At 71.3% G+C, this 20,236-nt stretch carries 24 protein-coding genes; 11 read left to right on the top strand and 13 right to left on the bottom strand.

Translation table 11 applies throughout. From position 1 onward, the window contains the following. Nucleotides 1-126: 126 nt before the first annotated feature. Nucleotides 127-501: a type 2 periplasmic-binding domain-containing protein gene (locus ACZ61C_RS12355; RefSeq protein WP_465307061.1), complete on the top strand. Its 375-nt coding sequence runs from the start codon at nucleotides 127-129 to the stop codon at nucleotides 499-501. Nucleotides 502-585: 84 nt separating this feature from the next. Here the strand turns inward: ACZ61C_RS12355 and ACZ61C_RS12350 are convergent, their stop codons facing one another. The 4 genes from ACZ61C_RS12350 to ACZ61C_RS12335 all read right to left on the bottom strand — a co-directional run bounded on the left by ACZ61C_RS12350 (nucleotide 586) and on the right by ACZ61C_RS12335 (nucleotide 4,893). Next, nucleotides 586-2,553 (bottom strand): TIM-barrel domain-containing protein, encoded by a 1,968-nt coding sequence (locus ACZ61C_RS12350; protein WP_465305862.1) that lies wholly within the window; start codon nucleotides 2,551-2,553, stop codon nucleotides 586-588. Between the two features lie 96 nt (nucleotides 2,554-2,649). Continuing rightward, entirely contained in the window at nucleotides 2,650-3,834 is a 1,185-nt protein-coding gene (locus ACZ61C_RS12345) for a sialidase family protein (protein ID WP_465305860.1), read from the bottom strand. 140 nt (nucleotides 3,835-3,974) lie between these two features. After that, entirely contained in the window at nucleotides 3,975-4,346 is a 372-nt protein-coding gene (locus ACZ61C_RS12340) for a hypothetical protein (protein ID WP_465305858.1), read from the bottom strand. Nucleotide 4,347: 1 nt separating this feature from the next. After that, nucleotides 4,348-4,893, bottom strand: coding sequence for a hypothetical protein (locus ACZ61C_RS12335; RefSeq protein ID WP_465305856.1), 546 nt, complete (start codon nucleotides 4,891-4,893; stop codon nucleotides 4,348-4,350). Nucleotides 4,894-5,490: 597 nt separating this feature from the next. On the opposite strand from ACZ61C_RS12335, the gene ACZ61C_RS12330 reads away from it, so the two are divergent. The 7 genes from ACZ61C_RS12330 (at nucleotide 5,491) to ACZ61C_RS12300 (ending at nucleotide 10,321) form a co-directional block, all read left to right on the top strand. After that, nucleotides 5,491-5,793, top strand: a complete 303-nt coding sequence (locus tag ACZ61C_RS12330; protein WP_465305854.1) for a DUF1905 domain-containing protein — start codon at nucleotides 5,491-5,493, stop codon at nucleotides 5,791-5,793. A 102-nt stretch (nucleotides 5,794-5,895) separates the two neighbouring features. Next, complete coding sequence (locus tag ACZ61C_RS12325; RefSeq protein WP_465305852.1) at nucleotides 5,896-6,393, top strand: YbaB/EbfC family nucleoid-associated protein; 498 nt, start codon at nucleotides 5,896-5,898, stop codon at nucleotides 6,391-6,393. 9 nt (nucleotides 6,394-6,402) lie between these two features. Further along, nucleotides 6,403-6,738: a hypothetical protein gene (locus tag ACZ61C_RS12320; protein ID WP_465305850.1), complete on the top strand. Its 336-nt coding sequence runs from the start codon at nucleotides 6,403-6,405 to the stop codon at nucleotides 6,736-6,738. Further along, a complete protein-coding gene (locus tag ACZ61C_RS12315; RefSeq protein WP_465305848.1) occupies nucleotides 6,735-7,862 on the top strand; it encodes a hypothetical protein in 1,128 nt (375 codons plus the stop codon). The genes ACZ61C_RS12320 and ACZ61C_RS12315 overlap by 4 nt, the downstream gene beginning before the upstream one ends. Before the next feature lie 92 nt (nucleotides 7,863-7,954). Beyond that, complete coding sequence (locus ACZ61C_RS12310) at nucleotides 7,955-8,521, top strand: hypothetical protein (RefSeq protein ID WP_465306992.1); 567 nt, start codon at nucleotides 7,955-7,957, stop codon at nucleotides 8,519-8,521. 187 nt (nucleotides 8,522-8,708) lie between these two features. Then, nucleotides 8,709-9,740 (top strand): potassium channel family protein, encoded by a 1,032-nt coding sequence (locus ACZ61C_RS12305; protein WP_465305846.1) that lies wholly within the window; start codon nucleotides 8,709-8,711, stop codon nucleotides 9,738-9,740. Between the two features lie 194 nt (nucleotides 9,741-9,934). Continuing rightward, complete coding sequence (locus ACZ61C_RS12300) at nucleotides 9,935-10,321, top strand: hypothetical protein (RefSeq protein WP_465305844.1); 387 nt, start codon at nucleotides 9,935-9,937, stop codon at nucleotides 10,319-10,321. Between the two features lie 150 nt (nucleotides 10,322-10,471). On the opposite strand, the gene ACZ61C_RS12295 is transcribed toward ACZ61C_RS12300, so the two are convergent. Both ACZ61C_RS12295 and ACZ61C_RS12290 read right to left on the bottom strand, forming a co-directional pair. Then, nucleotides 10,472-10,879 (bottom strand): ATP-binding protein, encoded by a 408-nt coding sequence (locus ACZ61C_RS12295; RefSeq protein WP_465305842.1) that lies wholly within the window; start codon nucleotides 10,877-10,879, stop codon nucleotides 10,472-10,474. 135 nt (nucleotides 10,880-11,014) lie between these two features. After that, nucleotides 11,015-11,254, bottom strand: a complete 240-nt coding sequence (locus tag ACZ61C_RS12290) for a hypothetical protein (protein WP_465305840.1) — start codon at nucleotides 11,252-11,254, stop codon at nucleotides 11,015-11,017. A 367-nt stretch (nucleotides 11,255-11,621) separates the two neighbouring features. Here ACZ61C_RS12290 and ACZ61C_RS12285 point away from each other — a divergent pair, with 367 nt between their 5' ends. Beyond that, nucleotides 11,622-12,722 (top strand): S1 family peptidase, encoded by a 1,101-nt coding sequence (locus tag ACZ61C_RS12285; protein WP_465305838.1) that lies wholly within the window; start codon nucleotides 11,622-11,624, stop codon nucleotides 12,720-12,722. Between the two features lie 39 nt (nucleotides 12,723-12,761). Here the strand turns inward: ACZ61C_RS12285 and ACZ61C_RS12280 are convergent, their stop codons facing one another. Next, nucleotides 12,762-13,031 carry a GlsB/YeaQ/YmgE family stress response membrane protein gene (locus tag ACZ61C_RS12280; protein ID WP_465305836.1) on the bottom strand — a complete coding sequence of 90 codons (270 nt, stop codon included), beginning with the start codon at nucleotides 13,029-13,031 and terminating at the stop codon, nucleotides 12,762-12,764. Nucleotides 13,032-13,163: 132 nt separating this feature from the next. Between ACZ61C_RS12280 and ACZ61C_RS12275 the strand changes: the two genes are divergently transcribed. Both ACZ61C_RS12275 and ACZ61C_RS12270 read left to right on the top strand, forming a co-directional pair. Beyond that, on the top strand, nucleotides 13,164-13,589 hold the full coding sequence (locus tag ACZ61C_RS12275) for a pyridoxamine 5'-phosphate oxidase family protein (RefSeq protein ID WP_465305834.1): 426 nt from the start codon (nucleotides 13,164-13,166) through the stop codon (nucleotides 13,587-13,589). Nucleotides 13,590-13,692: 103 nt separating this feature from the next. After that, on the top strand, nucleotides 13,693-14,853 hold the full coding sequence (locus ACZ61C_RS12270) for an LLM class flavin-dependent oxidoreductase (protein ID WP_465305832.1): 1,161 nt from the start codon (nucleotides 13,693-13,695) through the stop codon (nucleotides 14,851-14,853). Nucleotides 14,854-15,205: 352 nt separating this feature from the next. On the opposite strand, the gene ACZ61C_RS12265 is transcribed toward ACZ61C_RS12270, so the two are convergent. Genes ACZ61C_RS12265 through ACZ61C_RS12240 form a run of 6 tightly spaced genes read right to left on the bottom strand, consistent with a single transcriptional unit; the run spans nucleotide 15,206 to nucleotide 20,229 of the window. Further along, on the bottom strand, nucleotides 15,206-15,946 hold the full coding sequence (locus ACZ61C_RS12265) for an SDR family NAD(P)-dependent oxidoreductase (protein WP_465305830.1): 741 nt from the start codon (nucleotides 15,944-15,946) through the stop codon (nucleotides 15,206-15,208). Further along, entirely contained in the window at nucleotides 15,943-16,860 is a 918-nt protein-coding gene (kce, locus tag ACZ61C_RS12260; RefSeq protein ID WP_465305828.1) for a 3,5-dioxohexanoate:acetyl-CoA acetone transferase, read from the bottom strand. Before kce ends, ACZ61C_RS12265 begins: the two co-directional genes overlap by 4 nt. After that, a complete protein-coding gene (locus tag ACZ61C_RS12255) occupies nucleotides 16,860-17,699 on the bottom strand; it encodes an LLM class flavin-dependent oxidoreductase (protein WP_465305826.1) in 840 nt (279 codons plus the stop codon). Before ACZ61C_RS12255 ends, kce begins: the two co-directional genes overlap by 1 nt. Beyond that, nucleotides 17,696-18,466, bottom strand: a complete 771-nt coding sequence (locus ACZ61C_RS12250; RefSeq protein WP_465305824.1) for an HpcH/HpaI aldolase family protein — start codon at nucleotides 18,464-18,466, stop codon at nucleotides 17,696-17,698. The genes ACZ61C_RS12255 and ACZ61C_RS12250 overlap by 4 nt, the downstream gene beginning before the upstream one ends. Beyond that, nucleotides 18,463-19,326: a cupin domain-containing protein gene (locus tag ACZ61C_RS12245; protein ID WP_465305822.1), complete on the bottom strand. Its 864-nt coding sequence runs from the start codon at nucleotides 19,324-19,326 to the stop codon at nucleotides 18,463-18,465. Before ACZ61C_RS12245 ends, ACZ61C_RS12250 begins: the two co-directional genes overlap by 4 nt. A 12-nt stretch (nucleotides 19,327-19,338) precedes the next feature. Then, the gene (locus ACZ61C_RS12240; protein ID WP_465305820.1) at nucleotides 19,339-20,229 is read right to left on the bottom strand and encodes a DUF6282 family protein; all 891 of its coding nucleotides are present in this window, start codon (nucleotides 20,227-20,229) and stop codon (nucleotides 19,339-19,341) included. Nucleotides 20,230-20,236 lie beyond the last annotated feature (7 nt).

The following is a 20,236-nucleotide window of genomic DNA, read 5'->3' as shown; positions in this document are numbered from 1 at the left end:
AGCTGGACGTCGCGGTGCTGCGCGAGTTCTCCGGCTTCCCCCTGCAGCTGCCCGAAGGCGTGGAACACCGGCTGCTGCTGCGAGAGCCGTTCTTCGTCGGTGTCGCGGAAGGACACCGACAGCGGCATGAACGAGTACTTCACCCGCGTCTGCGCGTCGGCCGGCTTCGAGCACCGCATCACGCACTTCACGAACGAAGCGCACGTCGCTTTCGCGCTGACGCGGGAGAACCGCGCGATCTGCCCGCTCTACCCGATCGGCACGGCCCGCGACGGCCTGGCGACCCTCTCGCTCACCGGGACCCCGCTGCACCGCGGGCTGGTGCTCGCCTGGCGCACGGAGTCCGCGCTCGCCGCGCTGGTGGACGAGGTGTGCGAGGAGATCCGGCTGGGTTACTGTGCTGTTCGCTGCCAATCCGACTACAGCCACGGCCGAATGGCTTTCGCAGCAACAGTCGCGTGCCGTCCGAAGGGGTCGGCCTGCTTCTGGTCGGATTGGTAGCCGGCCCTCGTCGAGAGCACGCCGGGCTACCGGCGGTGGTGGCACGACGGCGGGGCGGCGTTCGCCCCGCCGTGAGCGGGCCGGTCACCGCGAGAGGGCCGCGACCAGCCCGGCGGACCCCGGCGCGCCGAGGCGGACGAACATCGGCGTGACGTCGAGCGGCGCGGGGTAGTCGCGCAGGGTGCGTCCGCCGAGCTCGACCCGCTTGGTGTGCGGGTCGAACCACAGGCCGGCGGGCAACACCACGTCACGGGTGGTGCCCGCGGCGAGCACCGGGGCGGCCAGCAGCGCCGGGCCGAGCAGCCACTCGTCGTCGATCGTGTCGAAGCGGTGGTCCCGCGGGAAGTCGAAGAACACCGGCCGCATGATCGGCGTCCCGTCCGCGACCGCCTGCTTCACCTGGGTCTTCAGGTACTCGGCCAGCTTCGCGTGGGTCCGCACGGCGCCGGCGTACCGCTCGGCGGTGCCGGCCGGGTAGGTCACCGTCTGACCGGTGGTGGTGTCGACGGTCGTCACCGGCGACGTCGAGGCGTACATGAGCGGCATCAGCGACGCCGCCTGCGCCCAGCGCACGAGCACCTCCGGCGAGGGTGGCGGTTCGCTGTTCGACCCGCCGATCATGTCCGTCTCGACGAACGGGTACCCGTCGGTGGAGATGACCGAGGCCCGGCGGACGGACGTGCGCAGGCCGTCCCACGTCGTGTCGGCGTCGACCGCCCGGATCACGAAGCCGTAGCGCTGGGTGCCCCAGTGGGTGCGGATGCCGGCGCCCTGCTGGTCGAAACTGTCGGTCATGTCCGCGCCGAGCCGCTGGTAGTCCTGCGGGGTCAGCCCGCCCGAGGTGGCGCAGCTGTCGTCGAAGAAGCGGGTGTCGAACTTGAAGCCGTCGACGCCGTAGCCGGCCATGAGCGTGCGCAGGTTGCCGGTGTACCAGTCCCGCGCCTGCGCGTTGCCGAGGTCGATGATGCCCGCGGTGCCGTTCCACCACTTGACCGTGCACGGTTCGCTGTTTCCCTTGGCGCGCAGCAGGTAGCCGTGGTCGCGGGCATAGGCGTAGTTGGCCGAGTCGAGGTTGATCCAGAACGTCGTCCACAGCCCGAACTTCTGGCCCAGCGCGTGGACGTCGTCGACGAGCTTCTTGGGCTCGGGGAACGTCTTCGGGTCGAAGGTCAGGTTGCCGTAGTTCGACTCCCACTTGTCGTCGAGCTGCACGGTGTGCCCGGCGACCCCCGCGGCCTTCAGGTCGCGCGCCCAGGCGAGGACCTTGTCCTGGTCGATGTTCCGGTAGTACTGCGCCCACGAGTTCCACAGTGGACTGGTGTATTCGGCGTCGGAGGCGTCGCTCTTGGCGGGCTTGCCGACCTCGCCGAGGTAGTCGTCGTAGACCGCGCGCCGGCTCGATTCGACGAAGATCGTGCTCGAGTACTCGGCCGAGCCGGTGACGGTGAGGTCGGCGCGCCCGTTCGCGAGCGCGACCTTCATCGGCTGCGCGGTGCGCACGAAGAGACCGACCGACTTCGACGTCGAGAAGTACGGCTCCTGCATCATGTAGCTGGCGGGGGAGAACTCGGGTTCGTCGACGACGCCGGCGGAGAGCGGGTACGGCTGGGGTTTGCCTTCGCTGGTCTCACCGCCGCCGTACCAGTGCCCGGACGTCGCCAGGTCGAAGTGGGCCACCCGGTCACCGGCCACCTCGCCGCCGACCGACCAGCTGAGCTCGAAACGGTCCGCTTTCGGCGTCAACCGCAAGGTCACGGGCTTGCCGGCGGTGCTGTCGGCCACCGCGACGAGCGTGTCCCCGTGCTTCTCGACCGACCGCACCCGCGTGGCGACCCCGCCGGAGAACGTGAAGGCGTCGGGAGCCGTGCGCAGCAGCTGCTCACCGCCCCGGGACACGCTGATCCCGAGGCGCTGCGTGTCGACGCGCAGCTGGTAGCCGGGGGCGTCGCCGCTGCGAGGCACGGTCAGCGACGCCTGCTGGGCCGCGGCGGCCGGTGTCGCGCCGGCGAGCAGCAGGCCGATGGTCCCGAACACCAGTGTGCGTCGCTGCACCCGAGCCTCCAGTAAGTGCGAGAAGTTGCTCGTTACTGCGCTGGATTGCGCAGGAGTAAGCAGACAGGGTGACGCGGCTGCTTGTCAAGGGGTGCGCTACCCGCCGAGCCGGGTCAGCGGGAGCCGCTGGAACACGATGGTTTCGTACGGCCCCGCCGTGCCCGTCTCGTACAGCAGCCCGACCGTGAGCGGGTCGGCCTGGACGAGGTCGGAGTACGCCGCCGGGCCGGCGGTCAGCGTGCGGCCCGCGTGCCAGGTGTGCCCGCGGTCGGTGCTCAGCCGCAGCCGCATCACCGAGCGCGTCGCGGGGTCGGCCGGGCCGGAGTACAGCACCAGCCACGGCAGGGTCGTCTGCAGCACGCTGCCCTCGACCTTCGTCCCGGACACCGATGGCTGCGCCCGGTACGGCCGCACGAGGGTCTTGCCGCCGTCGACGCTGTAGCCGTCGACGCGGTGCTCGGGCGCGGAACCCTGGTTGCGGCTGGAGAAGTAGAGCGTGCCGTCGGGCAGCTCGGTCGCCGTCGTCTCGTTCGCCGCGACGACGCCGTCGGTGCGGTCGTCGGTGAAGCCGATGTGCCAGGTGCGGCCGTTGTCGTCGCTGTAGAGGTCGTGGCCGCCGTAGTACTTCGCCTCGGTGCCGACGTCGGCCGAGCCGGCCGGCGGGGAGCTGGAGTGGTTGGCGGGCACCACGATCCGGCCCGCGTGCGGGCCGTGGCGCAGCAGTGTCGCGTGCCCGGGACCGGTGGCGTACCACCGCCAGCCCGGCAGCTTCGTGTCGGCGGTGATGTCGCGCGCGGCGGTCCAGGTGCGGCCGTTGTCCCCGCTGCGCTGGACGAACACGCGGCGGGTGTCCTGCTCGGCCGCCTCGCCGGACATGATCTGCTTCTCCGAGACGAGTCCGTTGTGGACGGTCAGCAGCACCAGGTCGCCGTTGCGCGCGAGCACCGGGGTCGGGTTGCCCGCGGTCGCGTCGCCGTTGCCGGCCACCACGGACAGGGCGCCCCAGGTGCAGCCGCCGTCGCGGGAGCTGCGCGAGACCGTCTGGATGGCGCCCGAGTCGCCCGCCGAGTCGCGCCGGCCCTCCGCGAACGCCACCAGCGCGCCGTTCGCCGCGCGCACCACGGCCGGGATGCGGAAGGTGTCGTACCCCTCGGTGCGGGAGGTGAACGGCACCGAAGACGTGCAGCCGTGGGCCGGCGCGGCCGTGGCCGCCGGGGTGAGGGGCAGCCAGAGCGTGGCCGCTGCCAGCAGAACCGTGCCGAACCTGCGTGTCGGTGCCACCGGCGCCGCCTCCTCGCTGAGGGAGGGGGTAGGACATGGGATGTCCGACGTCCTATGTCCCGACAACCTAGGAGGCGCGTGCGCGCGCGTCAAGGACCACGCTGAGCGCCGGATCGGCTACCCGGCGAGAAGGAACGGTTTCACCGCAACGAGTTCAGGAACTCCGCACCGTAGTCGTGATCGTCGTCGTCCGGGCCGGACTCCGGTCCCGGCTCCGCATCCGGAAGGGCCGCGAGCGCCGCGATTTCCTCCCGGGTCCGGGCCGCCGCGCCGTCGAGGGCCGCCTGCCGGTCCGCCTCGGGCAGGGCGTGCCACTCGGCGATGCCCGCGTGCGCCGCTTCGAGCGTCTCGTCACTCAGGTACGAGCGGTACAGCAGGTCTTCCGGCTTCGCCCGGCCGGCCAGGACGTCGCGGGCGAAGTCGGCCAGGTCGCCTTCGCCGCGGGCCAGCAGCACCATCTGGTTGTGCCTCGCGCGCCGGCCCTGCTCGGTGCGCCACGGTGAGCTCTCCACGTCAGGTCCCCGGGTGCTTGTAGGGTTCGCCGGGCCAGGCCTTGGCGGCGACTTCGCCGTTCCCCGCCACCAGCTCGGAGATCGACGCGATCGTGTGCGCCAGCGTGTTCAGCGTGTCGATGGCCGTGCGCAGCGGGGTCACCTCGGTCAGCACCCCCGCGATCGCCTGGCGGACGGACTCCCCGTCGCCGAGACCGGCGATGCCCAGCAGGACCAGCTCCAGGGCCTTGCCGAGCTTGAGGACCTTGCCGAGCAGGGCGTCGAGGAGCCCTTCGAGCGCGATGTCGAGCGCCTGCATGGCGTCGTAGGCGGCGCGGGCGAAGTTCTTGATCTTCCAGCCGGCTTCGGTGCAGAACTTCGCGTGTTCCGCGCAGGCGTACGAATAGTCGGTCAGCCAGGCGCGCGCGGCCTCACCGGCGTGCCCGGTCCAGCGTTCCTGGATGCCGAACCGGCCGCGGTCGACATTCTGCTTGATCTTGCCGAACGCGACCCCGGTGTCCTCGAACACCATGCCCTGCCGCAGCAGGGCGTCCCAGTCGCCGGCCACCAGCTTCTCGACGACGGTCAGCAGGTCGATCCCGACCAGCTTCGTCAGCAGGCCCCGCGCCGTCTTCGCCCGGGTTGTCCGGGCCGGTGTACTCGAGCTCGGGGTGCCGGGGGTTGCGGGACGCGTTTTCGAAGTCGGTGAAGGCCGCCGCGGTTTCCGGCGAGGCGACGTCGCCGGGCGCGACCCGCTCGGACAGCGCGTCCGGATAGGACGCGTCGGCCTTCGCGGCGGCTTCGTGGTCGGTCTCCCGGTACAGCTTGGCCACGGCGACGAGCGCGGTGTCGTAGGCGTGCGCGAGCGACTCGGCCTTGCCGCCGTTGGCGACGGCGAGCTCCTGCCACCGGTCGAGCGGCGCGGCCAGCTTGCCCAGCAGCCCCTCACCCCCTTCGTTCGGGCCGTCGGTGGCCGCGGCGCGGTAGAGCCCGGCCGCGGCGCCGGCCCGCCCGGCCAGCGCGCCGAGCTTCCCGATCGCGTCCGGGTCGGCGGTGAAGGTGCTGCTGATGGTCGTGCCTTTCGAATCCGCGAGAGTCCTGGCACCGGTGCACGCGCGCCGCGGTGATCCGGTTTAGTGCCGGTGGTGCGTGTGACACTGGCGAGGTGAACTTCGTCTTCGACGCCGAGCTCTGGGAGTGGGACGCCCGGCGCACCGAGAGCTGGACCTTCGTCAGCCTGCCCGTGGCCGCGTCGGAGGAGATCCGGGAGTTCGCCGCCGGTCCCCGGCGGGGCTTCGGGGCGGTGCGCGTCCGGGTCCGGGTCGGGGCGACGACCTGGCGGACGTCGATCTTCCCGGACAGCGGCCGCGGCGGTTACGTGCTGCCCGTCAAGCGCGCCGTCCGGCAGGCCGAGGGCCTCGAGATCGGAGGCACGCTGACCGTGAGCGTCGAGCTGATCAACGTCTGAGACCCCCGGTCGGTGCGGGATCTGCGGAAAACTGATCCCCGCGCGCACGAATCTGTCAGAATTCGGCCACTGTCCGCCCCCGCACCCACGCAAGGAGACACGATGTCCGCCCAGATGGACGAGCTGATCGCCCAGTTCGAGCACTTCCGGGCCAAGGTGCAGCAGGCCGAGGCCCGCTTCGCCGACGTCGGCGACATGCAGGAGCGGATCGCCCAGGTCGAGACCACCGTCACCTCGCCGGACGGCACCGTCACGGTGGCCGCGGGCGCCGGCGGCACGATCACCGACGTCCGGCTCACCGCGGGCGCCATGCGCGTCGAGGCCGGTCAGCTGGCCGCCACGATCATGAGCACCATCCGCGCCGCGGTGGCCGGCGCCGTCCGGCAGCAGGCCGGGATCGTGGACGACACCTTCGGCGACACGCTCGGCGTGAACGTCTCCGAGCAGGTGCGCCAGGCCCAGACCGAAGCGTTCGGAACCGCGGCGGCCGAACCCGCGTCGGAACCGCAGCCGCAGCACCCGGCGCGGCCCGCCCGCCGTCGCCCGGCCGGCGACGACGACTACTTCGACGACCAGGGCCCCATCCTCCGCCGATCCTAGGAAAACGCGATGCCAGACGGAATTCAGACGAACATCGGCGCGATCTCCGCCTACGCCCGCCAGCTCCCCTTCTACGAGGGCGAAGCGGACAAGTTCGGGGCCAAGATCGACGCCGCCGACGTGACGAACGAGGCCTGGGGCCTCATCGGCCTCTACGCCAAGCAGGGCTACACCGACCGGCTGACCGAACTGCGCTCGCTGCTCACCGACCTGAAGGACGGCGTGGACGGGTTCACCGCGAAGCTGACCAAGGCAGCGGAGATGTACCAGGGCACCGAAGACGCCGGCAAGGTCACCTTCGGCCGGTACGAGGCGGAGATCGACGCGGTGGGGAAGGGCGAATGACCGAGCCGAAGAAGAGCATCGCCGACGCGCTGGACGTCCAGGCCTACGACGAGAGCACCGGCGCGAACCTCGACCGCGCGGCCGGCTACGTGCCGGTGGCGGGCACCGCCTACAAGGCGGGCAAGTCGATCGGCGAGCACGCCCAGCAGGCCGCGCAGGCGGGCAACTTCGGGGAGCTGGCCTCCGCGGGGGGCGCGCTGGTCGGCGACGGCGCGAAGTTCGTCGGGGCCGCCGCGGGCGACATGGTCACCTTCGCCATGGACCCGATCGGCTGGCTGGTCAGCCACGGGCTGAACATGCTGCTCGAGCTGGTCCAGCCGCTGCAGGACGCGCTGCACCAGGTCACCGGCGACGGCCCGGCGATCGGGCACGCGTCGGAGAACTTCGTGACGATCGCCCAGGGTTTCGTCGCCCTCGCCGAGGACTTCGAGAAGACCGGGGACACGGCGCTGGCCGAGTGGGTCGACGACGCCGGCAACGCCGCGAAGGAAGCGCTCGGCGACTTCTCCTCGGGCATCCGCGGGGTCGGCTCGGCCGCCGGTTCGGTGGCCGAGGTGCTCCAGATGTGGTCGATGGTCATGGTGGTCATCGAAGAGGTGATCAAGGGCATCATCACCGAGCTCGTGTCCTGGCTGATCACGCTCTGGCTGCCGGCGCTGGCCGCGTCGGTGATCAGCTTCGGCAGCTCGGTCGCCGCCGCCATGACCGCGTCCATCGCCAAGGCCGCGACCGTCCTGAAGAAGGTCACCGGCTACCTGGGCAAGTTCGGCAAGCTGCTCGAGACCTTCATCAAGTTCCTGGAGAAGTACTCGACGAAGCTCGTCGAGTTCACCACCAAGCTGCGTGTCGGCGTGATGCCGGGCCAGACCAAGTTCGGCTTCGGCAAGGTCGCCGAGGGCTGGCAGCCGAGCAACCGGATGCTGACCACGATGCTCGGCACCAGCGCGGGCGCCGGGCCGCTGCTCGCCGGAGCGGGTGTCAAAGCGGGCATCGGGGCCGCGAAGGGCGCCTTCGCCGAAGGCAAGGACGCCGTCACGCCCGAAGGAGACGAACCGTGGTTCGACAAGAGCGAGATCGGCGGGGACCGGAGCCCGGAGGAGACGCGGAAGGACCTCGACATCTAGCGGCCCGGGCGGCGCGGCTCCAGGACCAGGCCGAACGCTGGTCGGCCGAGGCCCAGGTCCGGCCCGGGTTCCGGGAGCGCGTCGAGGAGCTGATGCGCGCGCGGTGGCAGGAGCCGGTCATCGTGCTGCGCCTCGGCGACACCGACCTGGGCTTCGCCGTCCCCGGCCGTCGCCTGGACGGCACCGTGCAGGGGAAGCGGCTCGTCCGCCGGTTCTTCTGGAACGTCCTGCGCGGCATCGGCACGGCGGTGTTCGCCGTCTTCGCCCTGGCGAACGGCGGCGCCCCGGGGCGGCCGTTCCAGCGGGAGGTCCGGGTTTCGGGCCCGGCGGACGCGCAAGTGCTCGACCTGGCCGACCGGTTCCGGCGGGTGGACGGGCCGTGGCTGGTGTGCTCGCCGTCGAGCCTCGCGGTGGTGGACACCGGGTCGACGTCCACCGACCTGGCCGACGCGCCCGAGCCGAAGGTCGTCTGGGAGGCACGCGGGGCGACGGCGCCGCAGCTCAGCCTGCGCAAGCGGACGCTGACGTGGCCGGACGGCTCGAGCCTGCAGTTCCCGCTGCACGGCCGCACGGAAGACCAGCACCTGCGGAAGTTCCTCGAGTACCCGGACGTCGTCCACTGGACCGGCCGTCCCGGTTACCGATCCGGCCAGAAGTAGGCCGACCCTTGAGCGCCACGTAACGTTGTCACGAGGGCCATTCGGCCGTGACTGTGGTCGGATTGGTAACGATCGGCGCAGTACCGGACCGTCTCAAGAGGACTCATTCCGGTAACCGCCGTTGTTTCCCCGCCTGCCGGTGTGATCGGCTGGCGGGAGTTCGCGGTCGGTCCGGTGAGGAGGAGCGGTGCCGTTCTTCCTCTCCCGCTTGTTCTCGCGCTGGCTGGCGAACCGCGGCTGGACGCTGCCGGTGCTCGTCGTCGTGTTCGTGTTCGCCACCAGCTGGCCGCTGATGGTGCTCGCCGAACCGGCGGGCAGCGACCTGGTCCGGGCCGGCAACTACTGGTGGTACTTCGTGGTCACGGCGGCCACCGTCGGGTACGGCGACTACTCGCCCGAGAGCACGGCCGGCCACTTCGTCGGCGCGTACGTGATCATCGGCGGGATCGCCACCCTCACCACGGTGTTCACCAAGCTCGCCGCGAAGCTCGAGCAGGCGAAGGGACGGCGGATGCAGGGGACCGAGCCGGTGCGCGCCACCGGGCACACAGTGCTGATCGGCTACACGGCCGGGCGGACCGAGCGGATCGTCGCCCAGCTGCTGGCCGACGGCGTGGCTTGGCTGGTGCTCTGCGCGGGCGAGGAGGTGGCGGTCCACCCGATGCCGGCGCAGCCGGTGGACTTCGTCCGCGGTGAGCCGACGGCGGCCGGTGTGCTGGACCGGGCGGCCGTGCTCCGGGCCGCGGCCGTCCTGGTCGACATGGCGGACGACAACGAAGCGCTGGCCGTCGCGGTCACGGTCGACCACGCGAGCCCGTCGGCGCACGTGGTGGTCGCGCTGCGGGACATGGAGAAGTCCGAGCTGGTCCGGTACGTGAACCCGCGGATCAGGTGCGTCCAGTGGCACACGCCCCGGATGGTCACCGAAGAGCTCACCTCGCCCGGGATCACCGACGTCTACGCCGAGCTGATGACCACCGGCGGCGCGGGGACGTACTCGGTGACCCTGCCGGAGTCGCTGGGACGGCTGCCCGCCGAGCGCTGCCGGCTCGCGCTGGGCCGGACGTTCGGCGCCACCATCCTGGCCGCCCGTTCGGCAGGTGACCTCGTGGTGAACCCCGCCTGGGACCGGGACCTCCCGGTCGGCGCGGTGCTGTACTACGTGAGCCCGCGCCGGTTGAGCGACGCCGAGGTCGAGACGGCCCTGCGCGCGTCGTGATCCCGTCAGCGTGATCGGCTCGACCGGCTCCGTGATCGAGCCGCGCCGAGATGTCCGGCCGCGAGCCGCGCTGTCCGGTTCGGGAACTTCCGTCCGGTTCGGCGGAGGTGGCCCACGCCACTGGCCGGGCCCGGCCGAGTCTTGCATACTGCGACAATGGCCCGAAGAACAGCCAGTCGCGCGTGGGGGCGGGTGTGAGCCCGGCCGCGGGCGGGAAGCGCCCGAAGTTCGGCCGGATCGACCCGTTCTGCCTGATGGCGGTGCTGCCGGTGCTGCTCGTCGCCGGGATCCTCGGCGCGCTCGTCAACCTGATGCTGGGGCTCGGCTGCGCCGTGTTCGCGGCGCTGATCGTGCTCTTCGACTCCTGGGCCAACCGGCCCTCGGCGGCCCCGCCGTCGCCCCCAGCTCCGGAACCGCCGCGACGGCCGGTGCGGGACCGCGCGCCGCGGCCCCCGGCGCGAGAGCGAGATCGGGCGCCGCAGCAACAGCCCCCGCCGCGGCGGCAGCCCCCGCCGCGGCGGCAGGCCCGGCCGCCAGTCGCCCGGCCCCGGCAGGTGCCACCCGGCGCGCCACGCCGGTAGGCGGCAGACCCGCCGGATATTTCTGTGGTGCCGTAACGCTTTTCCGGTGTTCCACAGCGGATCGTCCTATCCGGACCCGGCCGACGGGCGTCCACAAGGGACGAAAACCGGTCCGAAGTGGACCGCATCGGTCATGCATCGTTCTGGTGGTCACGTCTCGTCACAGTCGAGCCGGGCCCACACGAGTTTTCCGTCGTCGTGACGGCTGACACCCCAGGCCAGGCACAGCTGGTCGACGAGCAGCAGGCCCCGGCCGCCACCGCGGTCGGGCACCCGCAGCCGGGGTTCGCCCCGCCCGGTGTCGGTGACGGCCACGGTCACCTCGCAGGGGTCCGCCGTGCGGTGGATCCGCAGCTGGCCGGGTCCGCCGGCGTGCACGTGGGCGTTCTCGAGCAGCTCGCCGACCACGATGAGCGCGTCGATCAGGTGTCGTTCGGCGAGCGTGGCCAGCACCTTCTCGGCCCACCGCCGGGCGGCCGCCAGGCCGGGGGAGCCGCTCCCGGCCACGTCCAGCACCTGCCACCCCGGCTGTCCCGTCATGCTCCAGCTGACCCGCACGCAGCACCCTCCTTCGAGGGAGGTCTACCCAGGACGGCGAGGTTTATCCACGGCGGGCGCTGCCAGGCGAAGGCACTCCGTGATGAGGTCGAGCCTGGTCGGGCGCGTGAGCGGTTGTGCAGCGATCCGGGCCGGTCAGCGGTTGAGTTCGGTCCGCCAGAGAAAGGCTTCGCGCAGGGCAGCGATGAGGGCTTCGTCGTCGACCTCGGACGGCAGGTCACCCATCGGCAGCCAGACCTCGTCGTGCGGGGAGCCGGCGCTGACGCGGGTCAGAGTGACACCAGGGTAGGAAAGCGTCTCGTGGGCGCCGTCGAGATCGGACACCTCGACGCGCCGGGACTCCGCCCGGACGAGCACCTGCCGCTGGTCTTCCATGCGCGAATCTTCTCCGAACCGACGGTCACACCAGAGTCCAGCTTAACCGGGCGAAGCGATTAACACGTTCACGCGAACAGCCGAATTCCTGTTCACCTCAGCTAAAACGGCCCTGCACAACAACATCTCCGCTGGCGTGCGACCCGCCTGCTCGCTGTCCGGTTACTGTGCGCGAAACCGCTGTGGCCGTTTTGCCCGGTACCTATCTTTTGTCCTGTCCGACGAAAGTCGGTACCGCCGGTCCCGGCCGCCGATCACCCTCGACCGCACCGGACCACCGGCGCCGGCCTTCGTGGCCGGCTTCCCCCCACCGTGGCCGGCGCGGCCACCCCTCGCGCCGGTCTTCCCGCGAAAGTGAGTTACCGGCATGCGCAGAACGTCCCCGGGACACCACCTGTTCGCCCGCTCCGCCACCACCCTGGTGGCCGCCGCCGCCGTCATCGGCTTCGCCGCCCCGGCCACCGCCACCACCCTCGACGGCTACTCGCCGACCGTGCAAAGCGAGGCGGTCGCGTCGCTGGCCGCCGAGGCCGGCATCAGCGAGTCCGCCGCGGTCGCCTTGCTGCGCACGCAGTCGGCGAGCGTCGAGACCCTGCAGAAGGCGACGGCGTCGCTCGGCGCCCGCGCCGCCGACGGCTACCTCGACGCCGCCGCCCAACCGGTGGTGAACGTCCTCGACCAGGCGGCCGCCGACCGGGTCACCGCGGCCGGCGCGCAGGCGAAGCTGGTCAAGCACTCCAGCGCCGCGCTGGCGAGCGCGCAGGACGCGCTGCAGGCGCTGCCCGCGGTGGCGCACACCTCGGTCGGCCTCGACCCGAAGACCAACCAGGTCGTGCTCACCGTGGCCGACGCGGCCAAGGGCGCCGAAGCCCTGGTGCGGGTGGCCGAGACGCTCGGCGACCGCGTCCGCGTGGAGCGCGTCGCCGGCGAGATGCACACCGCGATCTACAACGGCGAAGCCATCACCGGCGGCGGCACCCGCTGCTCGGCCGGCTTCAACACCAACCGCGGCGGCCAGAACTACCTCATCGACGCCGGCCACTGCACGCGCGCGGTGGCGCAGTGGAACGTCGGCCCGTCGCAGGGTGCGAGCTTCCCGACCAACGACTACGGCCTGATCCGCAACACCACCGGCAGCGCGCCGGGCGCGGTCACCCTGTGGAACGGCTCCACGCAGCGGATCAGCTCCGCCGGCACGGCGACCGTCGGGCAGCGGATCAGCAAGAGCGGCAGCACCACGAACCTGACGTCGGGCTCGGTGCAGCGCACGAACGTGACGGTCAACTACGCGGAAGGCTCGGTGTACCAGCTGATCCAGACCAACGCGCTGGTCAACCCGGGCGACTCGGGCGGCTGCCTGTTCGCCGGCAGCGTCGGGCTCGGCATCACCTCGGGCAAGGGCGGCAGCTCGTCCTACTTCCAGCCGGTGGGCGAGGCGTTGAGCGCGTACGGCGTCAGCCTCAACTGACCACGGACGGCCGCCGGGGAGCTCCCCGGCGGCCCGCCGTCAGTCGCGGCGGCTGCGGCCGCCGAAGAGCAGGCGGTAGGCGAGCAGGATGACCAGCGCGCCCAGGACCGCCAGGCCCCACGTGCGCAGGTCGAAGAACGTGCCGAGCTGGGTGTGGAACAGCGTCTTGCCGATCCAGCCGCCGACGAACGCGCCCGCGACGCCGAGCAGCATCGTGATGATGCAGCCGCCGGGGTCCTTGCCGGGCATGAGGACCTTCGCGATGATGCCGGCGATGAGGCCGAGCACGATCCAGCCGATGATTCCCACGGGTGTCCTCCTCCGGGTGCCTTCCTGACGGCACAGGATGGCAGTGACCCGGCGCCGCGGCGCGCCGAGCGCGCCGGACGTGACCTGGATCTCAGCGCGTTTTTGTCGGACCCCCCGGGTAGCTTCGGGCGCATGGTGCTGTCCAAGGAAGAACGCGAAGAATTCCTGGCGTTGCCCCACGTCGGCGCGCTCTCGGTCGTGGAGCGGCCCGATCGCGCGCCGCTCACGGTGCCGATCTGGTACCAGTACACGCCGGGGGGCGACCTGTGGATCCGCACGGCCCCGGACGCGCGGAAGACCCGGGCGATCGAGGCCGCCGGCCGGTTCAGCCTGCTGGTGCAGCGCACCGAGCCGACGGTCCGCTACGTCTCGGTGGAGGGACCGGTGACGGCGACCGAGCCGGACGACCCGGGCCGCGCCCGCGAGATGGCGGCGCGCTACCTGCCCCCGGAGAAGGTCGACGGCTTCATCGAGTTCGAGCGCACGGAGCTCGGCGAGCACGCGGCCGTCTTCATGCGCCCGGAACACTGGCTGTCCGCCGACCTCGGGCCTGGCTGACCGCTCGTCGGGGGGAACTGCTCCTTCCGAGTGACTACCCGTAACGGTGCAGTCGCTCTCGGGGACTGACCTCTCGGTGACCCCGACGACGCGGAGGCCGTGCATGAAGATCGACCTGTTCAACGAGATCCAGAACCCGCGCCCGTGGACCGAAGGGCACGAGCAGCTGAGGTTCCGCCAGGCGATCGAGCAGGCCGTCCTCGCCGACGAGCTGGGCTACGGCTGCTGGTGGCAGGTCGAGCACCACGGCGCGGGGGAGTTCAGCCTCTCCTCGGCGCCCGAGCTCATGCTGGCGGCGCTTTCCCAGCGCACCAGCCGGATCCGGCTGGGGCACTCCGCCGTGCTCGCGCCGGGGCGGTTCAACCACCCGATCCGCGTCGCCGAGCGGGCGGCGACGCTCGACCACCTCAGCGGCGGCCGGGTGGAGCTCGGGCTGACCCGGTCGACCATCCCGGAGTGGCGCCTGTTCGGCATCACCCCGGACGACGCGCGCGCCGAGACGCAGCAGGCGTTCGAGATGGTGCCGAAGATGTGGACGTCCGAACGGTTCTCCCACGCCGGCGGCGCGTACCCGGTCGACGGCGTCTCGATCGGGCCGAAGCCGATGCAGCGCCCGCACCCGCCGCTCTGGCAGGCGGCGGCGAGCCCGGCGTCGTTCGAGGAGGCCGGCCGGCGCGGGGTCGGGGTGCTGGGCACGACGATGTGGGAATCGCTGGAACGTGCGGGCCGCCTGATCGGCCTCTACCGCGCGGCGGCTTCGCAGTGCACGTCGCCGGTCGGGGCGTTCGTCAACAACCAGGTCGGGTTCTTCACGTTCGTCCACTGCGCGGACACCGACGAGGAGGCGATGCGCAACGGCGCGGCGGCGGCCGCGGCCTGGTACACGGTGACGGCCCTGACGTTCTTCGAAGCGGCCACGGAGTTCGTGCGCGCCAACGCCCGCAACGAGGAGCTGGTGAAGTCCCCGGGCCTGACGGGCGACTTCCTCCGCGGTGAAGCGGAAAACGCGCCGTCGGAGGCGAACCTGCTGATCGCCCGCATCCTCCAGGGCGAGCAGGTGGCCGACGACGAGGTCTTCGAGGTGCTGAGCGCGCAGGACTCCCTGATCGTCGGCAGCCCGGAGACGTGCCGCAAGAAGCTGCGCGCGTACGCCGACCTGGGCATCGACCGGATGATGTGCCTCCAGCAGATCGGCGGCATCCCGCACGAGCAGGTCATGAAGAGCATCCGCCTGGTCGGCGAGCTGATCCCCGACCTGGCGTGAACTCCCGCAGGGATCTCCTCCTCGACGCACACGAGCGACAGCTGGTGCCGGAGAACCAGCACGGCCGGCGGGTGGTCTTCGAGATGCGCGAGACCGGTGGGTCACCTGACGCGTTGTCCGCTGAAGACTTCCGATCGGCCAACCATGCGCTGTCTTCGTTGAACATGCTCGGTTTCTTGTGCTGCCGGCGGTATGTCTCGATGCGGGACGCGATCGCGCTGTGGGGACTGAATCCTTTCGAGTCAGCGGGTTTCGGAGGCGGCCGAGGTTCCAGACTCAGGTCACGTCGGTGCCCGGCGAAGAGTAGCCGGGCGGCGGGTTGAGAGATCCCGCCGCCCGGAAGGAACCAGCGCTACGCCGTGAAGCCGCCGTCCACTGGGAGGACCACGCCGCTCAAGTGGCTTGCCCGGTCGCTCAACAGGAACGCCGCCGTCGAGCCGACCTCCTGGCCCGTTCCCGCCTTTCGCAACGGTGTTGCCGCGATCCGGGCCTCCACCCCGCCCGGGATCGTGCGGCGGAGCTCGTCCAGCATCGGCGTCTCCGTCGGGCCGGGGGCGATCACGTTGACCCGGATGCCCCGGGGCCCGAAGTCGTGGGCGGCGGTGCGGGTCAGGCCGATCACCGCGTGCTTCGTCGCCTGGTACGCGCCCATTCCGGAGCTGCCGCGCAGGCCGCCGATGCTGCTCACGTTCACGATCGAGCCGGCCCCCGTCATCGCGCGGACCTCCGCGCGCAGGCACAGCCACGTGCCCTTGACGTTCACCGCCATGATCCGGTCGAAGTCCGCCTCCGAAACGGAGTCGAGCCGGCCGCTGCCGCCCATCGCCGCGTTGTTGAACGCGCCGTCGAGGCGGCCGAAGCGTGCCACCGTCGCCGTCACGAACGCGTCCACATCGGACGCCGAGGTGATGTCGCCGGTCGTGTGGGCGACGTCGAAGTCGGACAGCTCCGCCGCGAGCTTGGCCAATGGCTCTTCGTTCCGGGCCACCAGCATCACCGACGCACCGTCCGAAGCGAACACCCGGGCCGCGTCCGCGCCGATGCCCGAACTGGCCCCGACGACCAGGACCACCTTTCCGGTCAGCAGGCTCATGCCACACCTCGCAGGGCGAGCATCGCGCGCGCGTCGGCCGGGGTGGCGACCGGCTTGCCGAGATCTTCGACGACCGCGCGGATCTTCCGGACCTGCTGGGCATTGCTCGAGGCCAGCCGCCCCTTGCCGATCCAGAGGCTGTCCTCCAGCCCGACCCGCACGTGCCCGCCGAGCCACGCGCTGTGCGTGCCGAAGCTCAGCTGGTCGCGCCCGGCCGCGAAGGCCGAGAAGTAGTAGTCGTCCCCGAACAGCTTGTCGGCGATCCGCACCATGTGCTCCAGGTTCGCGTGGTCGGCGCCGATGCCGCCCAGGACACCGAACACGCCCTGGACCAGCAGTGGCGGCTTGGCCAGGCCGCGCTCGGCGAAGTGGGCCAGCGAGTACAGGTGCCCGATGTCGTAACACTCGTACTCGAACCGGGTCCCGGACTCGCCGAGCGCGCGCAGGGTGTGCTCGATCTTGTCAAAGGTGTTCACGAACGGGTGGGAGTAGGTGTTCAGCACGTACGGCTTCTCCCAGTCGTGCTTCCACTCCGTCACCTTGTCGGCGATGCCCGAGTAGACGAAGTTCATCGACCCCATGTTCATCGACGCCACTTCGGGCTTCAACCGGTACGCGGCGGCGAGCCGTTCGTCCATCGTCATCGACGACGCGCCGCCGGTGGTGATGTTGACGACCGCGTCGGTCTCCGCGGTGATCCGCCCGACGATCTTCTCGAAGACCTCGGGGTCGGGCGTGGGCCGCCCGTTCGGCTCCCGCGCGTGCAGGTGGATCACGGCGGACCCGGCCTCGACGGCTTCCAGCGCCGCGTCGGCGACTTCGTCGGCGGACAACGGCAGGTACGGGCTCTGTGACGGGATGTTCACCGAGCCCGTGATCGCGGTGGTGATGATGACCTTTTCGGCCGTGCGCATCAGTCCTCCTCTTCAGCGAGCGCCCGGTAGGCGTCCAGCTTCGCTTCGTCCAGCGGGCCGACCAGGCTCAACGCCACCTGCGTGGCGCCCGCGTCGTACTGGGCCCGCACGGCTTCGCGCACCTCGGCCGGGGTGCCGTAGGCGACGAGCGCGTCGAGCAGGCGGTCGGACCCCGGCGGCGCGAGGTCGGCTTCGGTGAAGCCCAGCCGGGTCAGCTTCGCGATCTGGTGGGGGAGTGTCAGGTAGTAGGCGAGCCGCTCCCGCGCGACGTCCCGGGCCGCGGCGCGCGACCGCCCGACCACCGCCCACTGGACGACGGACAGGAAGAGGTCCCCGATCGTCTCGCGCGCCCAGCGGGTGTGCTCGGGCGTGACGAGGAACGTGATCAGCCCGTCGGCGCGCTCGGCCGCCAGCCGCGTGATCCCCGCCGAGTACGCGCCGAGCACCCGTGGCACCCCGGGCGCCGTCTTGTCGACGCCGTCGAGGTAGTCCCGCAGGAACGGCAGCGGTCCGACCCCGCGTTCGCGGACCGCGCCACTGACCCCGAGCCCCAGCACGTACCGCCCGGGATATCCTTCGGCCAACCCACGCGCGGCCGACGCCGCCGACTTCGGCACCCGCTCCAGGGCCCGCGCGACGCCGTTGCCGACGACCAGCCGCGATGTCGAGCTCAGCACCAGCGCCGCCGTCGTGAACGCCTCGCGCCCGGCGACCTCGGGAATCCAGACCATCCGGTGGCCGTACTCCTCGAGCGCCCGCACGAACCGCACGACGCCGTTGTGGTCCAGGTTGTCCAGCTCGGCGATCGACAACGCCGTGCGCGGCAGGGTGAGTGTCATCCGGTCGCTGCCCGGAACGCCGTCACCAGCCCGCGGGACGCTTCGGCCAGCATCGTCGTGTCGTTGCCGAGCAGGACGAAGTCGCAGCCGTCCCGCACGGCCTGCGCGGCCTTCTCCGGCACCCCGCCGAATGCGAGCCCGCACCGCTTGCCCGCCGCGTGCGCCGCCGAGATCGCCGACGCGACCAGGTCGAGCACGTCCGGCGACGCGGGGGTCGACCCCATCGACATCGAGAGGTCCGCCGCGCCGACGAAGACCGCGTCCACTGTGTCCAGTGCGAGCATCTCGGGGGCGGCCTTGATCGCCTCGACGCTCTCCAGCTGGGGAATGCAGAGCACGTCGTTGTTGCCCGTCGCCAGGTAGCCGGCGTTCGGTTTCAGGCCCCACGACCCGGCGCGGCTGGTGCCGCCGGCGCCGCGCACGCCGTGCGGCGGGAACCGGCACGCGCGTCCGACCGCGGCCGCCTCCTCGACGGTGTCGACGTGCGGCACGAGGATGCCCATGGCGCCCGCGTCGAGGATCTTCTGGATCGTCGACGGCGTCTTGTCCGGCACCCGCACGATCGGCGTCATGCCGAGCGCGGCCGCGGTGTTGATCAGCCGGTACGCCGTCACCAGGTCCAGCGGCGCGTGTTCCAGGTCGACGACGACGAAGTCGAACCCGGCGAACGCCATGATCTCGGCAGGCTCGGTCGAGGCGATCTTCAGCCACGTCCCGACGGGCGTGGCGGGACGGGTGAAGAGCCCGCCACCGGTGCGCGCGCTCACGGCATCGGGTAGTCGTCGGCGTTGAGGACCCAGCCCGGTTTTTCCGAGAAGTCCACGCGCGGCGGGCTGAAGATGTCGATCAGCTGGTTGACGCCCGGGTCGCTCGCTTCGGACGTGTGCACGGTCGGCGGCGGGATGACCGTCACCGACGGGCTGCCGATCCGCACGTGCTCGTCCTCGCGCCAGGTGGTGCTGTCCGGCAGCCACGGCGTCCGGATGTGGTGGACGTATTCTCCTTGCACGGCAAGGGAAAGCTGTTCGAAGTCGGCGTGGTCGTGCGGGGAGAGCTTCCGTGCGTCACGCGGGCCGTGCTGGAGCGGCAGGAAGTTCACCATGAACGACCGCGTCCGGAAGATGCGCCCGAACCGCTTCGGGTCGTCCGGGACCTCCGAAAGCGGATAGAACCGGACGCGCGTCTCGGCGGGCGCGGGCCAGCGCTTCAGCAACGCGACACGCGGGTGGTCCTCGACGTAGGAATCGGCGTTCGCCGCGCGGTCGCGCCACGCTGGTTCGGTCGCCTCGACGAGCCGGACCAGCGGCCCGTCGCCGTGGACGCTGATCCGCGACGCGCCCGGCGGGACGACCACCAGCCCGGGGGAGTCCACTTTGGTCGCGCCGTCGTCGGTGAGCACGGTGAACGCGGGCGAGGCGTCGGTGACGACGATCGCCAGCTCGCCTTCCAGGGTCCCGTTGTCCAGGTCGGCGCCGGCGCGGGCCTCGGTGTGGATCAGGATGACGTTCTGCGCCCGCACCACCGGGCTGGTGTGCAGGTCGAGGTACTGCGCGGCCGCGATCGAGTCGCCGCTGTCGGGCCGGGCCGCGGTGGCCAGGCCGGCGCGGGGATCGTCCTTTTCGTACACGGGAGCGTCCTTTCAGGCGTCGAGGTTCAGCAGGTAACCCGGGTTGTCGCGGACCATCCGCCGCAGGTCCTTCTCCGGCAGGCCGAGGTCGAGCAGCGCCTCGCCGACGCGCAGCCAGGCGTCCACCGGCTTCGGGTTCGCCTTCTGGCCGAAGTCCGAGGCCAGCACGGTGTGCTCCGGGCCGAGCGTCTCGATCCAGGTCAGCAGCTGCTTCGGGTCCCACTTCTGGGTGCCCTCGGGGTCGTACATGCCGACCTCGTGCTCGATGAACGCGCCGAGCTCGATCAGCTCGCGGCACACGGCCGGGTCGGCGCCGATCACGAAGTCCGGGTGGCTGACGACCATCCGCTTCAGGCCGCGTTCGTGCGCCTCCTGGAACAGCGTCCTGATGTACTCCGGGTACATGTGCCCGCCGTTGAGCACGGCCTGCTGGTCCTTGATCTCGTCGAGGATCTCGATCGCCTGGGGCTTGAGAGCGCCTTCGCCGTCGACGATGTCGATGCGCTCCAGCGTCAGCGGCACGGTCGTGGTCGGGAACGCGCCGTCCTCGGGGTGGCAGTCGATGTGCCGGCCCGACGAGATGGTCGGGAACCAGACCACCTTGCCGCCCATGCGCAGGGTCATGCGCACGGCGTGCACGTTGAGCCCGCCGACCGTGCTGTTCAGCGCGATGCCGCCGTAGACCGACGCCGCGACGTCGGCGAGGCGGCCCTTCATCGCGAGCACGTCCATCTGGGTGTTGTGGTGGTGGGACTTCGCGACCATGGCGCGCATCCCGATCCGGGCGCCGTCCTGCGCGGCCTCGACGTGGTCGAAGCGGCGGGGGAACGGGCTGGGGCCGGAGTGGACGTGCATGTCGGCCAGGCCGTCCAGGACGGTCGCGATGGCGGGGCGCGGGCTCATGGGACGC

This window comes from Amycolatopsis sp. NPDC104587 (assembly GCF_055583645.1).
Note: the sequence above shows the minus strand (reverse complement) of the source record. Positions and strands in the feature narration are given on the sequence as shown.

Coding starts and splice junctions, on each gene's coding strand:
- ACZ61C_RS12255 (WP_465305826.1), bottom strand. CDS start 17,699: ATGACACTCACCCTGCCGCGCACGGCGTTGTCGATCGCCGAGCTGGAC.
- ACZ61C_RS12320 (WP_465305850.1), top strand. CDS start 6,403: ATGCCAGACGGAATTCAGACGAACATCGGCGCGATCTCCGCCTACGCC.
- ACZ61C_RS12310 (WP_465306992.1), top strand. CDS start 7,955: ATGCGCGCGCGGTGGCAGGAGCCGGTCATCGTGCTGCGCCTCGGCGAC.
- ACZ61C_RS12265 (WP_465305830.1), bottom strand. CDS start 15,946: ATGAGCCTGCTGACCGGAAAGGTGGTCCTGGTCGTCGGGGCCAGTTCG.
- ACZ61C_RS12315 (WP_465305848.1), top strand. CDS start 6,735: ATGACCGAGCCGAAGAAGAGCATCGCCGACGCGCTGGACGTCCAGGCC.
- ACZ61C_RS12285 (WP_465305838.1), top strand. CDS start 11,622: ATGCGCAGAACGTCCCCGGGACACCACCTGTTCGCCCGCTCCGCCACC.
- ACZ61C_RS12290 (WP_465305840.1), bottom strand. CDS start 11,254: ATGGAAGACCAGCGGCAGGTGCTCGTCCGGGCGGAGTCCCGGCGCGTC.
- ACZ61C_RS12355 (WP_465307061.1), top strand. CDS start 127: ATGAACGAGTACTTCACCCGCGTCTGCGCGTCGGCCGGCTTCGAGCAC.
- ACZ61C_RS12270 (WP_465305832.1), top strand. CDS start 13,693: ATGAAGATCGACCTGTTCAACGAGATCCAGAACCCGCGCCCGTGGACC.
- ACZ61C_RS12325 (WP_465305852.1), top strand. CDS start 5,896: ATGTCCGCCCAGATGGACGAGCTGATCGCCCAGTTCGAGCACTTCCGG.
- ACZ61C_RS12275 (WP_465305834.1), top strand. CDS start 13,164: ATGGTGCTGTCCAAGGAAGAACGCGAAGAATTCCTGGCGTTGCCCCAC.
- kce (WP_465305828.1), bottom strand. CDS start 16,860: ATGCGCACGGCCGAAAAGGTCATCATCACCACCGCGATCACGGGCTCG.
- ACZ61C_RS12240 (WP_465305820.1), bottom strand. CDS start 20,229: ATGAGCCCGCGCCCCGCCATCGCGACCGTCCTGGACGGCCTGGCCGAC.